This is a genomic window from Rhizobium sp. BK376 (genome assembly GCF_004341625.1).
In the GTDB taxonomy this organism is placed as follows: domain Bacteria; phylum Pseudomonadota; class Alphaproteobacteria; order Rhizobiales; family Rhizobiaceae; genus Rhizobium.
Map to the genome: position 1 here is coordinate 342517 of NZ_SLZG01000002.1, position 14218 is coordinate 356734.

Here is a 14218-nt window from a genome sequence, read left to right on the forward strand (position 1 = left end):
TTCCGCTTTTAGTCGTGGAATGTGACAGGACCTTCAGTGGCATGAAATCAGTCAAAACAGAAACACCCCGGCCGCGTTTGCGGCGGGGTGTCCCGATAGGTTGGCGGGTCATTCCTGTTGAATGACCGTAGTGCCGTCACTCTGCCCTGAACGGCGGCATCTTGAAGATGTTGGTCTTGCCGCCGGCGGCGCGCTGTTGCTGCTCGCCGCTGTCGTCGGCACTGATCCGGTCCTGGAGCACTGCAATCGCCTGGCTGTTTGCGGCAACTGAGGCGGCAAGCGTTTCCTTGGTCACGACCTCGTCGTCCGGATCCTTGCCGCCGACCATACGGCCAAAGAGCTTGGACATCAGCCATGACAGGTCGTCCATGATCAGGAAGAAGGACGGAACGACGACGAGGCTCAGCACCGTCGAGACGATGATGCCGCCGATCACCGCGATCGCCATCGGGGCGCGGAAGGAGCCGCCTTCGCCGACGCCGAGCGCCGACGGTAGCATGCCGGCAGACATGGCGATCGAGGTCATGATGATCGGGCGGGCGCGCTTGCGGCCGGCCTCGACCACGGCCTCGAGCCGTCCCATGCCTTGGTGCTTCATCTCGATCGCGAAATCGACGAGCAGGATGGCGTTCTTCGTCACGATGCCCATCAACATCAGGATGCCGATCATGACGGGCATGGAGAGCGGATTGGACGTGATGATCAGCGCCAGCGCCACGCCGCCGATCGCAAGCGGCAGCGACAGCAGGATGGTGAAGGGCTGGATCACGTCCTTGAAGAGCAAGACCAGCACAGTCAGAACGAGCAGCAGGCCGAGCAGCATCGCATTGACGAAGCTCTGCTGCATTTCGTTCTGCACCTTGGTGTCGCCGCTTTCGGCCAGATGCACGGTTGCGGGGATCTTGGCGTCTGCGACGATCTGGCGGAAACGGTTGGATGCCGAGTTCAACGCCACGCCCTGCGGCAGGTCGGCGCCGATCGAGACGACGCGGAAGCGGTTGTTGCGCTTGATCGAGCTCAGGCCTTCCGAATAGTCGATATCGGCGACGCTGGCGAGCGGTACGGTGGCGCCCGACGCGGTCTGGATGCGTAGGGAGCGCAGTGCGGCGAGATCGCGACGCATGCCGATGGCGGCCTGCACGCGGATCGGGATCTGCCGGTCATCGAGCGAGATCTTCGGCAGGGCAGCATCGATATCGCCGATCGTGGCAACGCGAATCGTGTCCGATATCTGCTGCGGTGTGATGCCGAGGCGGGCTGCCTCGTCCTTGCGCGGGAAGATCTGCAACTCCGGCCGTGGCAGGGCGCCGTCGGCGCTGACATTGGCGAGCAGCGGGTCGGCGCGGAGCTTGGCTTCGAGAATGCCGACCGCCTCGTTCAGGTCCTTGTCGTTGCGCGACAGGAAGTTGAAGGCGAGGTCGCGGTCACCGCGGTCGTTCAGCTTGGTGATGCGCACGTCGGGGATCGAGCGGAGCTTGGCGAAGACTTCCTTCTCGATCGCCCATTGGGGCTTCACGCGGCCATGGACGGCGACTTTCGGCAGATATGGGCCGATGACAGGAATGCTACCCAGAACGTCGTTCACCAGCTTCTTGACGAGTGACTGATCGAGCTTGTTCAGCGCCAGCGTCACGGTTGCGCGGCGCAATTCGAGATCGCCCTTCGGCGAAGCGCCGCCGAGCACAAAGACGCTTTCGACGCCGTCGATGTCCTTGACCCGGTTGTAAACGACGTTGGTCACCGCAGACGTGTCGTCCAGCCGCGCATTCGGCGGCAGCTCGACAGAGAGTACGATGCGCGAGGCGTCGTCAGGCGGCAGGAAGCTGCCGGGCACGAACATGACGAGGGCGACGACGGAGCCAATCGAGAACAAGAAGGCGGCAATCAGCGTGGTGTAACGCATGTACCAGCGCCGGGTGGTTGCCTTCACGAAGCGCGTATAGCCGCGCATGAAGAAGCCATCATTGTCGTGGTGATCGTCGACACCGTCCTCGCCGCGCATCAGGTAGGCGGCCATCATCGGCGTTATGAGGCGCGCCACCATCAGCGAGAAGAAGACGGAGAAGGCGACAGTCAGGCCGAACTGGATGAAATACTGGCCGGGAATGCCGGGCATGAAGGACACGGGCACGAAGACCGCGATGATCGTGAACGTCGTAGCGATAACGGCGAGGCCGATCTCGTCGGCTGCCTCGATCGCGGCGCGATAGGGCGTCTTGCCCATCTTGATGTGACGGGCAATGTTTTCGATTTCGACGATCGCGTCATCGACGAGGATACCGGTCGCCAAGGTCAGCGCCAGGAAGCTGACGAGGTTCAGCGAGAAGCCCATCAGGTCCATGATCCAGAAAGTCGGGATCGCCGACAGCGGCAGTGCGACCGCCGAGATCAGCGTCGCTCTCCAGTTCCGGAGGAACAGGAAGACGACGATGACGGAGAGCAGCGCGCCTTCCATCAGCGTATGGATCGCGGCTTCGTAGTTGCCGTAGGTGAAGTAGACGGAATCGTCGATCAGCTCGATGGTGACGTTCGGGTTCTCGGCGCGCACCTTATCCAGCGTGTCGGAGACGGTCTTTGCGACAGTCACTTCGCTGGCACCCTTGGCGCGGAAGACGCCGAAGGTGACGACCGGCGTGTCGTTGAAGCGCGAGAAGGACTTCGGCTCCTCGTAGGTGTCCTTGATGACGCCGAGATCGGAAAGCTTTACGAAACGGCCGTTGGTCAGCGCGATCGTGGTGTTGGCAAGCTGCGCGACATCGCGGGCATCGCCGAGCACGCGGATCGCCTGCTCGCTGCCGGCCACCTGGCCGCGGCCGGAACCTAGATCGATATTGGTGCCGCGAAGCTGCTGGCTAACGCCTGCTGCGGTAATTCCGTAGGCGTTCAGCTTGTTCGGATCGAGCTCGATGCGGACTTCGCGGTCGGCACCGCCGTAGCGGTCCACGCGGCCGATACCGGCCTGTCCCTGCAGCGCGCGCTTGACGGTGTCATCGACGAACCAGGAGAGTTCCTCGAGCGTCATGTTGGGCGAGGAGACGGCAAAGCTCTGGATGGCCTGACCCTCGACATCCACCTTGGAAACGATCGGCTCGTCGATGGTGGAGGGGAGGTTGCCGCGGATGCGGTCGATCGCGTCCTTCGTGTCCTGCACGGCCTGCTCGGTCGGCACTTCGAGACGGAAGATCACGACAGTCTGCGACTGGCCATCCGTTACCGTCGACTGGATTTCGTCGATGCCGTTGATGCTGGCGACCGCGTCCTCGATCTCCTTGGTCACCTGCATTTCCAGCTCAGCGGGCGAGGCGCCGCTCTGCGTCACCGTGATGTTGACCACGGGAACGTCGATGTTCGGAAAGCGCGTGATCGGCAGCTTGTAGAAGGCCTGTATCCCGACGAACATAAGCAGGAAGAAGACCAGAAGCGGGGCGACCGGATTTCGGATGGACCAGGCGGAGAAGTTCATCGTGCGGCTCTCTCGCTCAATTGGTGGCGGCGGGCATGTCGTGCACCGGCGTGATGTGGTCGCCGTCGCGGACATAGGCCCCGGCCTTGGCAACGACTTCCTCGCCCGCGTTCAGGCCGTTGACGATCTGGACATAGGCACCGTCCTGAATGCCGGTCTCGACATTCGCGAACTTGACGATACCGTTCTGGACCTTGCGGACTGATGAGCCATCCTCGTCGCTGTTGACGGCGGTCAGCGGCAATGCCACGCCCTGAGTTTCGCGAATGATGATCTCGGCGCTGCCATACATGCCGGCGCGGGCCTTGGAATCGTCATCGATGGAGATATGAACTGCGCCGAGGCGCGTCGTAGAATCAACCGTCGGCGAGACCAGGCGAACGGAGCCCGTCAGCTTGTCACGGCTGCCTGAAAGGGCGATCGTCGCCTTCTGCCCGGGAACGATCTTCACGATATCGACCTCCGAGACATCAGCGATCAATTCCACGTCGCTGTCGCGAATGATGGTGAAGAGTGGATCGCCGCTGCCATTGGCAATTGCGCCGACACGGGCGTTGCGCGAAGCGACCGTGCCCGAGACGGGCGTCTTTACGCCTGTGCGAGCGAGCTTGAGATCGATGTCTGCGATCTGGGTGGCCGTCACCTTGAGATCGGCCTCGGCGACGATGATCGCCTGCTGGGCGGAGACGACGCGGGCATTGTTGGCGGCAGCAGACGCATTCGCCTGCTCTACCTGCGAGGTCGAGACGGTGCCCTTGGCGCCCATTGCGACGGCGCGGGCGCGCTGCTGTTCGGTTTCGGCCGCATTGGCCTGGGCTTCGACCAGCTGGGCGTGAAGCTGGGCAAGTGTCGCTTCACCCTTTGCGTTCGTCGCTGCCATCTGGCTCTTTTGCAGGACAAGCGCGTCGTCGTTGAGTGTCGCAAGCGTGCTGTCGGCCGTTACCCGGTCGCCGACATCGGCGTTCAGCGTGCGGATCGATAGGCCGTCGACCTGCGGCTGGATATAGACCTCTTCCACCGCCTTGACCGTGCCTGTCGCAACGACCTTGTCGGTGAGCATGCGGGTTTCAGCCTTCGTCACGACGATGGCGGGCAGGTTCTGCTTGGGAGCGGTCACGACCGGTTCCGCGGCAAGGCTCGCCGTGGAGGCCAGGAGTGCGAGCAGCATTGCGGAGGCGCTGAGGATGTTAATCGGCGTGCGAGCCATACGTCGGTTCCGGTTGTTTGATAGTGTCTTGCAGTAGATGCATGCGGCCGATCCACCCGGGTGGATCATGCTTTCGGGCAGTTCCAGAGGACGAACAAATCCGTCCTTCATGGCCTGCAGGTTCCTCATCCTAAAGTCGATCTTGTACGTGGGAATCCCTTCCAACTTTCACAAGATCACGAGAAAATGATTTCTCGTCGGTGGTAATTTTAGTTTGCCCAATTGGGTAAATCAATCACGCGGCCGTGATGAGTTCCATTCCTATCGTTGATCGCCATTCGGCATCTCTGTGACATAGACGTTTGATGGGGCGTTTTTCCGACATAGACGCCGAAAATATTTTCGGGGTGGTCTGCGGATCAGGGGCTATCCAGGATGACGTCAGTCGTGAGCAAGTTCATCAAAAGCAAACGGCCGCCCGGGAGGCGGCCGCGACATTTTTATTGAGCGTACCGAGCAAATCAGAGGATACCGGCCGCGGTCATGAGGTCAGTCACCTTGGCGCTGTTCAGCTTGGAAGGTTCGACCTTCGGGGCCTGGAGATCGGCGAGCGGTACGAGCTTGGGGTTGGAGGCATCGCCTGTTCCAACCGCATATTCGAAGGAATCGCCGTCGCGCAGAACTGCCTGGCCGGCCTTGCCGGTGACGTATTTGAGGAAGGCCTGGGCTTCCTTCTGATGCTTGCTGGAAGCGAGCACGCCGCCGCCTGATATGCTGACGAAGGCGCCCGGGTCCTGGTTCTTGAAATAGTGAAGCGCGACGTTCTTGCTGTTCTCGCCGGTCTTCGCCTGATCGCCGAACCAGTAGTAGTGGTAGATTACGGCGCCTTCGGTCTGCCCGGCATTGACGGCCTTCATGGCGACGCTGTTGCCCTTGTAGAAGGTCGCGTTCTCCTTCAGCGCCTTCAGCCACTTTGCTGTCTCGTCTTCGCCCTTCAGTTCCAGAAGTGCGCTGACGATCGCCTGGAAGTCGGCGCCGGTCGGGGACGCGGCCCAGCGGCCCTTCCATTTCGGATCGGCGAGATCGAGCATCGACTTCGGGAGATCGGCTTCCTTGAGCTTGGTCTTGTCATAGGCAAAGACGGTCGAGCGGGCGGCAACGCCTGTCCACTTGCCGTCAGCCGACTTGAAGGTCTCCGGCACCTGGGCGAGCGTGTCGGTATCGACCGGCGCGAAGAGGCCCTTGGAATCGACGAGCGTCATGGCCGGCGAGTTTTCCGTGAGGAATACGTCGGCTGGCGAGTTTTCGCCTTCCTGGATGATCTGGTTGGCCATTTCGGTGTCGCCGCCGTTGCGGATCGTCACCTTGATGCCGGTCTCCTTGGTGAAGCCGTCGATCCAGGCCTTGCCGAGCGATTCATGCTGGGCGTTGTAAACAACGATCCCGGCAGAATCGTCGGCGAAAGCCGGTCCGGTCGCGACGATTGCCGCCGTGCCGATGGCAAGAAGGGTACACAGCTTTGAAGATAGGAATGTCATTGATTAGGCCCCACACGTTAAACGACGAGCGAGCTTTAAATAAACATGACTATTTAGATCAACTTAATTTCGCATTCCTGAGATCACGATAATGTGAACGCCGAGGGCGAGTTAGGGGAGGCGCCCGCTACGCGGAAATTACCCCTTTGCTCCGTAGCGCAGGCCGTCCACAAGGAGGGCGACCATGCGCCGACCCATTTCGATATTCCCGTCGGGTCCGGGCGCCGCGAGCCTTGGGACGGCATGCAGCAATTCGTTCGGATCGATGCCGTCCCTGACATCGCCGGCCGCCACGGCCGCATCGAGCAGGGATTGGAGTGCTGGGCGCAGCCGCTTGTCGAAATAGGAGGGCAGGGCCTCATAGGCCGGGTCGCCGGAGTGCAGGGCGGCGGCGAGGCCGCGCTTGGCTGAAATGAAATCGACATAGCGCTGCATCCAGCGCGCCAGCGCTTCGGCGGGCTCATATTCCCCAGCCAACAGGGGAGCTGAATCGGCGCAGGCATCGATCTCGCGGCGAAACACGGCCTTGATGAGATCGGAGCGCTGCGGGAAATGCCGGTAGACCGTGCCGACGCCGACACCGGCTTCCTTGGCGATCTCGCGCACCGGCGCATCGACGCCCGAGGTGGAAAAGACCTTCATGGCAGCCTGCAACAGCCCATCGAGGTTGCGTTGCGCATCGGCGCGGACGCGCTTTTCCGCAGGCTGCGGCGACTCCAGGGCATGATTCTGCTCGTCGGACTGGTCTTCCATCGCATTCCCACTTGATAAACGGAACAATGTTCCGTATTTAAACGGAATGTTGTTCCGTTTCTTATGTAGCACGGTGCGGAGCGGCTTACCACAGATGAGAAGGGAAAAGGAGATCAGCATGCAGGACAAGCGCATCGCCCTGGTAACCGGGGCCAACCAAGGAATTGGTCTTCAGATCGCCAAGGATCTCGTGTCGCACGGGCTGACTGTATTGGTCGGGTCTCGCAATCTCGCGCGCGGTGAGGCGGCAGCTAAGGAGATCGGGCCAGATGCCCGTGCACTTCAGCTCGACGTCACCGATCGCGCCTCGATCGCTGATGCAGCCGAGCGTATCCGCAGCGAATTCGGCCAACTCGACATTCTCATTCAGAATGCGGCGATCTCGAATACCAACCGAAAGCCCGGCCAATCGGTCGAGGACTATGCAAAGACGACGCGGGCCAGCAATGTTTCGCTCGACGAAATGCGTGCGGTCTGGGAGACGAATGTCTTCGGCGTCCTCGCCGTTTATCAGGCGATGCTGCCGCTCCTGCGCAAGGCGCCTGCGGCCCGGATCGTCAACGTCTCCAGCGGCGCCGGCTCGCTGACGATGAATGCGGCGCCCGATGCCCCCTACCGCTCGATCTTCGGACCCGTCTATCCGGCCTCCAAGACGGCGTTGAATGCGCTGACGCTCGCCATGGCGATCGAGCTGGAGCCGGAGGGGATCGCGGTCAACGCCGTCTCGCCCGGCTTCACTAAGACCAATCTCAACGGATTTGCCGGCACCGACAGCGTCGAGGAGGGGGCTCGCGAGGCGGTGCGCGTCGCATTGCTCGACGCGGAAAGCCCGACCGGAACCTTCACCCATGCAACGCTCGGGACGATCCCCTGGTGAGCCGGCCCGTAATGATCCGGTCGCGCCTGTCCATGCCAATCACCACACGAAAGGAATAGACCATGCAATATCGCACGCTCGGAAAAACCGGCATCAAGGTCAGCCCCTATTGCCTCGGCGCAATGATGTTCGGCGCCGCCGGCAATCCGGATCACGAGGAAGGCATCCGGATCATCCATAGGGCGCTGGATGCCGGCATCAACTTTATCGACACGGCCGATTTCTACAGCCGCGGCGAATCCGAAGAGATCGTCGGCAAGGCGCTGAAGGGAAGGCGAGACAATGTCGTGCTGTCTACCAAGGCGCATCTGCCGATGGGCGAGGACCCCAATCAGCAAGGCAATTCGCGCCGCTGGATCACGCAGGCGCTGGAGGATTCGTTGCGCCGGCTGCAAACCGACCATGTCGATCTCTACCTGATCCACCGCCCGGCGCCGGACACCGACATCGAGGAGACGCTCTCCGTGCTGAGCGACCTGATGCGGGCAGGCAAGGTGCGCGCCATCGGTTCCTCCACCTTCCCTGTCTCCGAGATCATCGAGGCGCACTGGGTTGCCGAGAAGCGGGCGCTAGCCCGATTCCGTGTCGAGCAGCCGCCCTATTCGATCCTCGACCGTGGCATCGAGCGCGAGGTGCTGCCGGCCTGCGAGCGTTACGGCATGGGCGCGATGGTTTGGAGCCCGCTTGCCATGGGCGCTCTGACCGGCAAGTACCGCAAGGGCCAGGAGCAGGCCGAGAGCGCCCGTGCCAAGCGCTTTCCGAAGCAGATGTTCGACGAGCGTCGGCTCGATGCCGTCGAAAGGCTGATCCCGCTCGCCGAGGAGGCCCGGCTATCGCTGACCCACATGTCGATGGCTTTCGTCATGGCCCACCGCGGCGTCACCTCTGCCATTCTCGGACCACGCACCATGGCGCATCTGGACGATCTGCTCGAGGGATCGCAGGCGCGGCTGACGGACGATATTCTCGATCGCATCGACGCGATCGTGCCGCCGGGGACGGATATCGGCGGGCTCGAGGCGAACTACAGGCCGCCGGCGGTTGTGAAGGCGGAGCTGCGGCGTCGGCCGCTGGAGGATCGGGCGGCGGCGTAAGGTTTCCTTCGCCGCGCGGGGAGAGTGGTCGCTTAAAAAAGACCCCTTCTGGACTGCCAGCATCTCCCCCACAAGGGGGGAGAAGACTCGTGGCGGCGTCTTGCCCCAATTGGAATCTCGGCCGCCCGGCAGGTTAACCCCTCCCCTTGTGGGGAGGGGTTGGGGAGGGGTCTTAACCTCACTCGCTCCCCGAAAAGCAAAAATGCGCGGAGGTCTCCCTCCGCGCATCCGTTTCTCCCTGTCTCGACGCAGTCGCCTACTTCAGGGCAGCGTCGGTGATTTCATGCGTATAGGCGCCTTCGGGCTTCTTGGCGATGATCTTCTGGTCCAGCAGCGCCTTCTCGGTGCGCTCGTAGAGCGCCTTGTCGAGCTTGCCATTACCGATCAGCTTGGCAACTTCGCCAGCCATGAACTTCTGGTGCGCTTCGTCCTGGCCGCCATTGTCGGTGACGATCTCGGCAGCTTCGTCAGGATGCTCGACGGCGTATTTCCAGCCCTTCATCGAGGCGCGGACGAACTTGACCATCTTTTCCTTGAAAGCCGGGTCCTTGAGCTTGGTCTCGTTGGTGTAGAGGCCGTCTTCAAGCAAGTCGACGCCGAGCTTGGTGTAGTTGAAGACGGTGAGGTCGGACGGCTTGAAGCCGGCATCGAGCACCTGGCCATATTCGTTATAGGTCATGACGGAGATGCAGTCGGCCTGCTTCTGGATCAGCGGCTGAACGTCAAAACTCTGCTTCAGGACGGTGACGCCGTCCTTGCCGCCTTCGGTCGGGATCTTCAGCTTGTTCATCCAGGCGAAGAACGGATATTCGTTGCCGTAGAACCAGACGCCGAGCGTGTGGCCCTTGAAATCGGCTTCCGTCTTGACCGGGCCGTTCTTGCGGCAGACCAGTTCCAGGCCGGATTTGTCGAAGGGCTGGGCGATGTTGATCAGCGGCACGCCCTTTTCGCGGGCAACCAGAGCGCCACCCATCCAGTCGACGATGACGTCAGCGCCGCCGCCGGCGATGATCTGTTCGGGCGCTACGTCAGGGCCGCCCGGCTTGATGTCGACGTCGAGGCCCTCATCCTTGTAGAAACCCTTGTCCTTGGCGACGAAATAGCCGCCGAACTGGGCCTGCGCGACCCATTTCAGCTGCAGCGTCACCTTGTCGGCAGCCGACGCTGCCTGCGCGGCAGCAAGCGCCATGGTGCTTGCCATCAATGTAACTATCAGTCTTTTCATGTTTTTTATCCTTTTCCCTCTGAAGTTATGCCCTGTCCCCTTAGTGAGGACTTGAGCGACGCCTAGCCACCACGGATAGACGGATGCCAGAATGTCGTCAGTCTTTCCAAGAAAGCGATGACGCCATAGAAAACAGAACCGGCGACCGCGGCGACCGCGATTTCCGCCCAGACCATGTCCACGTTCATACGGCCGATTTCCGTGGAGATACGGAAACCCATGCCGACGATCGGAGTCCCGAAGAATTCCGCCACGATGGCACCGATCAGCGCCAAGGTCGAGTTTATCTTCAAGGCATTGAATATAAAGGGTGCCGCGGCCGGTAGCCGCAGCTTTACCAGCGTCTGCCAGTAGCTCGATGCATAGGTGCGCATCAGGTCGCGTTCCATGTTGCCCGAGGCGGCAAGCCCGGCCACCGTGTTCACCAGCATCGGGAAGAAGGTGATGATGACGACGACGGCAGCCTTCGACTGCCAGTCGAAGCCGAACCACATGACCATGATCGGCGCGACGCCGATCATCGGCAGGGCGGAGATCAGATTGCCGATGGGCAGCAGCCCCCGGCGCAGGAAGGCGACGCGGTCGGCGAGGATGGCGACGATGAAGCCTGAGCCGCAGCCGATGATGTAGCCGGCGAGCACGGCCTTGAAGATGGTCTGCTGCACGTCGGCGCCAAGGATCGGTAGGGAATTGGCGATCCGGGCGGCAATCGCGCTCGGCGGCGGCAACAGGATGAAGGGAATGCCGGCGCCGCGCGTCACGCTTTCCCAAATGACCAGGATCCAGACGCCGAAAATCGTTGGTATCAAGAGACGCAGCAGCGACCGGCTGAAGGTCGAGCGCGCCTTGATGTCGGAAAGGATGGTGACGCAGCGCCAGGCGAGCAGCCAGGCGGCCGCGATCAGCAGGAAGTAAGAGGGGCGCGCCGTGCCCTCGTCTCCGGCAACACCGGTCACGAGCAGCCAGGCGCTTTCATGGGCGCCGATGAAGAGGATCGCGGCCGCAATTGCCGCCGGCATGTTGATCTGCGACAGCACCGCCGAGACCAGCAGCAGGAAGAGAACGAGCGCGGTGACGCCGGGCGAGATCGGATCCTTTGCGCTCTCGACGAGCAGCGGCAGGAAGAAGAAGGCGGCGATGCAAAAGAGGATCGCGAGGACACTTTGCCAGGCGGGATGGACGATCTTCATGCCGGCCGCCCTCCCATCGCCTTGTCGACGATCTTCGCGACGATGCTGACGATTGCCACTAGGATTGCAGCGAGGATGGAGCCGGCGATCAGCGCCGCCCATATATCGATCGTCTGGCTGTAATAGGAGCCCGCCAGCAGCTTGGCGCCGATGCCGGCGACCGCACCCGTCGGCAGTTCGCCGACGATCGCACCGACGAGGCTGGCAGCGACCGCGACCTTCATCGAGGTGAAGAGGAAGGGAACCGAGGCCGGCACGCGGAGCTTCCAGAAGGTTTGCATCGCGCTGGCATTATAGGTCCGCATCAGGTCGAGATGCATCATTTCCGGCGAGCGCAGTCCTTTCACCATGCCGACGGCGACGGGGAAGAACGAGAGGTAGGTCGAGATCAGCGCTTTCGGCAGCAGGCCGGTGATGTTGACGGCGGCGAGAACCACGATGACCATCGGCGCGATGGCGAGGATCGGGATCGTCTGCGAGGCGATGATCCAGGGCATCAGGCTGCGGTCGAGTGTGGTGACATGGACGATGCCGACGGCGATCAGGATGCCGAGCACGGTACCGAGGACGAAGCCCACCGCCGTGGAGGACAGCGTGACCCAGGCATTGTAGACGAGGCTGCGGTTGCTGGTGAGAGGCCGCAGGAAGGTGTTCTCGAAGACGTTCTGCGCCACCTGATGTGGCGCCGGCAGCAGCGGCTTCGGCTGCGACATGGTGCCGGCGATGAATTCCAGCGTCGTCGGGGTGGCGTCGGTGCGACTGTCGAGATCTTGCTGGAAGGGCGTGTTCATGATGATGGCGGCGATATACCAGATGATGATGATCGCCAGCGTGATGACAGCGACGGGCAGGACCTTGTGCCTGAAGAAGCGTTCCTTCTCCATACTCACGCCTTTCCCTGCAGCGGAAACATCATCAGCGCCATGGCAAGGATGCCGAGACCGACGCCGGCAAGCTGCGGCGTGCTGAGGCGCTCGCCGAAGACGACGAAAGCGATGATGTTGACGACGATCAACTGGACGATGGCCGAGGCCGAGATCGCAAGGCCGAGGCCCGCCTCGCGCATCAGCTTCACCATCATGAGGTTGCCGATGCAATAGAGCGTCAGGGAGAGGACGAGGATGAGGACGTTGCTGGTGGCGATATAGGCGCGCGAGGCCGTCGCGCCTGATATGAAGATCGCCATGGCGCCTGCGAGCCAGAGGAAGAAGGTGGGGTTCATGGGCGGGGTCCTTCGAAAACACCCCCCTCTGCCCTGCCGGGCATCTCCCCCACAAGGGGGGAGATCGGCAGGATGCAAGGCGTTGTTCCACGATTGAAAAGGAGCGGGTGACGAGCGCTATGGATTGAGAGTGATCTCCCCCCTTGTTGGGGAGATGTCACGAAGTGACAGAGGGGGATGGCCACCGTCGCAGACCTATTCCTCATAACTATGCCCCGCTCTCAGCCCGTCGCGGACGCGGCGGGCGATTTCCAGGAATTCGGGGGTCTCGCGAATGTCGAGGGGACGTTCGGCCGGAAGGGTGGATTCGATGACGTCGGTGACACGGCCGGGGCGGGGCGACATGACGACGATCTTGGTGGAGAGGTAAACGGCTTCGGGGATGGAATGGGTGACGAAGCAGATGGTCTTGTTGGTGCGCGCCCAGAGCTTCAGCAACGCCTCGTTCAGGTGGTCGCGAACGATTTCGTCGAGTGCACCGAAGGGCTCGTCCATCAAGAGCAGATCGGCATCGAAGGCGAGTGCGCGAGCGATCGAGGCGCGTTGCTGCATGCCGCCGGAAAGCTGCCAGGGGAATTTCTTCTCGAAGCCGGAGAGGTTGACGAGATCAAGCGTCTGGGCGATGCGCTTTTTCTGCTCCTCGCGCGGATAGCCCATGATCTCAAGCGGCAGGGCGATGTTCTTTTCGATGGTGCGCCAGGGATAAAGCGCCGGCGCCTGGAAGACATAGCCGTAGGCGCGCTTCTCGCGCGCTTCTTCCGGTGTCATGCCGTTGATGTCTATATCGCCCGACGTCTTTCTCTCGAGATCGGCGATGACGCGCAGGAAGGTCGTCTTGCCGCAGCCGGAAGGGCCGATGAAGGAGACGAAATCCCCCTTGCGGACTTCGAGATCGACATCGCTCAGCGCATGCACCGGCCCGTCATTGGTTTGATAGGTGAGACAGAGGTTCCGTGCGGAAACGACGGAATTATCGGATGATGTCATGAATACGGACCAGTCAGGTTTTCGCAGGTCGGCCGGGGCGTATTGCGTGCTATTGTTATTGAGGAGCAGTCTTGCGGCAAACGGAGAAGAACCACCGTCGCGCCGGTTTCAGAGGAGGAGTGCAATGAGCGTATCGTCAAAGCCCACCTGCCATGTCGTTCGGCCGAACCATGCCTATGACGGCAAGCAGGGGCTCAGCTATTTCCAGGGCATCGCCGCCGAGACGGTCGGCGCCAAGGGCATCTGCATGCACCTCCTGACGATCCCGCCGGGTGTTCGCGCGCGGGCGCATTTGCACGAGGCGCACGAGACGGCGATCTACATGCTCTCCGGAGAGGCGCATACCTGGTACGGCGACAACCTGGAAAACCACGTCGTCGTCCATGCCGGCGAACTCTTCTATATTCCGGCCGGTGTTCCGCACCTGCCGGCGAATTTGAGCAGCACGCCCTGCACGGCAATCATCGCCCGCACCGATCCGAACGAACAGGAGAGCGTTGTCTTGCTGCCGGAGCTCGATGCGCTGGCGATCGTGCCGGCGTGAGGGCCACCCCCCTCTGCCCTGCCGGCCCCGGGGGCGAGCCACTCGTCTCGCGCCGTCCTTCGGACCCCCACAAGGGGGGAGATCGGATGGAGCGATGCCGCGGGCAACCAATCTCCCCCCTTGTGGGGGAGATGTCACGGAGTGACAGAGGGGGGTAATGCCACAAAAGCCTGCCATC

The 14218-nt window shown here is 61.9% G+C and carries 12 protein-coding genes; 3 read left to right on the forward strand and 9 right to left on the reverse strand.

The annotated features are described in order from the left end of the window. Positions 1-136: 136 nt before the first annotated feature. The 4 genes from EV561_RS06185 to EV561_RS06200 all read right to left on the reverse strand — a co-directional run bounded on the left by EV561_RS06185 (position 137) and on the right by EV561_RS06200 (position 6901). On the reverse strand, positions 137-3463 hold the full coding sequence (locus EV561_RS06185; RefSeq protein ID WP_132518706.1) for an efflux RND transporter permease subunit: 3327 nt from the start codon (positions 3461-3463) through the stop codon (positions 137-139). 16 nt (positions 3464-3479) lie between these two features. Beyond that, positions 3480-4670 (reverse strand): efflux RND transporter periplasmic adaptor subunit, encoded by a 1191-nt coding sequence (locus tag EV561_RS06190; RefSeq protein ID WP_132518708.1) that lies wholly within the window; start codon positions 4668-4670, stop codon positions 3480-3482. Between the two features lie 461 nt (positions 4671-5131). Beyond that, positions 5132-6148: an iron ABC transporter substrate-binding protein gene (locus EV561_RS06195; RefSeq protein ID WP_132518710.1), complete on the reverse strand. Its 1017-nt coding sequence runs from the start codon at positions 6146-6148 to the stop codon at positions 5132-5134. Positions 6149-6286: 138 nt separating this feature from the next. Further along, entirely contained in the window at positions 6287-6901 is a 615-nt protein-coding gene (locus tag EV561_RS06200) for a TetR/AcrR family transcriptional regulator (RefSeq protein WP_132518712.1), read from the reverse strand. 118 nt (positions 6902-7019) lie between these two features. On the opposite strand from EV561_RS06200, the gene EV561_RS06205 reads away from it, so the two are divergent. Together EV561_RS06205 and EV561_RS06210 are read left to right on the forward strand one after the other, a co-directional pair. After that, positions 7020-7778, forward strand: coding sequence for an SDR family NAD(P)-dependent oxidoreductase (locus tag EV561_RS06205; RefSeq protein WP_132518714.1), 759 nt, complete (start codon positions 7020-7022; stop codon positions 7776-7778). 62 nt (positions 7779-7840) lie between these two features. Then, positions 7841-8872 carry an aldo/keto reductase gene (locus tag EV561_RS06210; protein WP_132518716.1) on the forward strand — a complete coding sequence of 344 codons (1032 nt, stop codon included), beginning with the start codon at positions 7841-7843 and terminating at the stop codon, positions 8870-8872. 256 nt (positions 8873-9128) lie between these two features. Here the strand turns inward: EV561_RS06210 and EV561_RS06215 are convergent, their stop codons facing one another. The 5 genes from EV561_RS06215 to EV561_RS06235 all read right to left on the reverse strand — a co-directional run bounded on the left by EV561_RS06215 (position 9129) and on the right by EV561_RS06235 (position 13496). After that, complete coding sequence (locus tag EV561_RS06215; protein ID WP_132518718.1) at positions 9129-10097, reverse strand: ABC transporter substrate-binding protein; 969 nt, start codon at positions 10095-10097, stop codon at positions 9129-9131. A gap of 62 nt (positions 10098-10159) precedes the next feature. Continuing rightward, positions 10160-11287, reverse strand: coding sequence for an ABC transporter permease (locus EV561_RS06220; protein ID WP_132518720.1), 1128 nt, complete (start codon positions 11285-11287; stop codon positions 10160-10162). After that, a complete protein-coding gene (locus EV561_RS06225) occupies positions 11284-12171 on the reverse strand; it encodes an ABC transporter permease (protein WP_132519867.1) in 888 nt (295 codons plus the stop codon). The genes EV561_RS06220 and EV561_RS06225 overlap by 4 nt, the downstream gene beginning before the upstream one ends. 2 nt (positions 12172-12173) lie before the next feature. Beyond that, a complete protein-coding gene (locus EV561_RS06230) occupies positions 12174-12509 on the reverse strand; it encodes a hypothetical protein (RefSeq protein WP_132518722.1) in 336 nt (111 codons plus the stop codon). Between the two features lie 195 nt (positions 12510-12704). After that, entirely contained in the window at positions 12705-13496 is a 792-nt protein-coding gene (locus EV561_RS06235) for an ABC transporter ATP-binding protein (protein ID WP_132518724.1), read from the reverse strand. A gap of 124 nt (positions 13497-13620) precedes the next feature. On the opposite strand from EV561_RS06235, the gene EV561_RS06240 reads away from it, so the two are divergent. Beyond that, a complete protein-coding gene (locus tag EV561_RS06240; RefSeq protein WP_132518726.1) occupies positions 13621-14040 on the forward strand; it encodes a cupin domain-containing protein in 420 nt (139 codons plus the stop codon). The last annotated feature ends 178 nt before the right edge of the window (positions 14041-14218 follow it).

Bases quoted from the DNA above. Each gene is read 5' to 3' on its own strand.
- EV561_RS06185 (WP_132518706.1), bottom strand. From the start codon at position 3,463: ATGAACTTCTCCGCCTGGTCCATCCGAAATCCGGTCGCCCCGCTTCTG.
- EV561_RS06190 (WP_132518708.1), bottom strand. From the start codon at position 4,670: ATGGCTCGCACGCCGATTAACATCCTCAGCGCCTCCGCAATGCTGCTC.
- EV561_RS06195 (WP_132518710.1), bottom strand. From the start codon at position 6,148: ATGACATTCCTATCTTCAAAGCTGTGTACCCTTCTTGCCATCGGCACG.
- EV561_RS06200 (WP_132518712.1), bottom strand. From the start codon at position 6,901: ATGGAAGACCAGTCCGACGAGCAGAATCATGCCCTGGAGTCGCCGCAG.
- EV561_RS06205 (WP_132518714.1), top strand. From the start codon at position 7,020: ATGCAGGACAAGCGCATCGCCCTGGTAACCGGGGCCAACCAAGGAATT.
- EV561_RS06210 (WP_132518716.1), top strand. From the start codon at position 7,841: ATGCAATATCGCACGCTCGGAAAAACCGGCATCAAGGTCAGCCCCTAT.
- EV561_RS06215 (WP_132518718.1), bottom strand. From the start codon at position 10,097: ATGAAAAGACTGATAGTTACATTGATGGCAAGCACCATGGCGCTTGCT.
- EV561_RS06220 (WP_132518720.1), bottom strand. From the start codon at position 11,287: ATGAAGATCGTCCATCCCGCCTGGCAAAGTGTCCTCGCGATCCTCTTT.
- EV561_RS06225 (WP_132519867.1), bottom strand. From the start codon at position 12,171: ATGGAGAAGGAACGCTTCTTCAGGCACAAGGTCCTGCCCGTCGCTGTC.
- EV561_RS06230 (WP_132518722.1), bottom strand. From the start codon at position 12,509: ATGAACCCCACCTTCTTCCTCTGGCTCGCAGGCGCCATGGCGATCTTC.
- EV561_RS06235 (WP_132518724.1), bottom strand. From the start codon at position 13,496: ATGACATCATCCGATAATTCCGTCGTTTCCGCACGGAACCTCTGTCTC.
- EV561_RS06240 (WP_132518726.1), top strand. From the start codon at position 13,621: ATGAGCGTATCGTCAAAGCCCACCTGCCATGTCGTTCGGCCGAACCAT.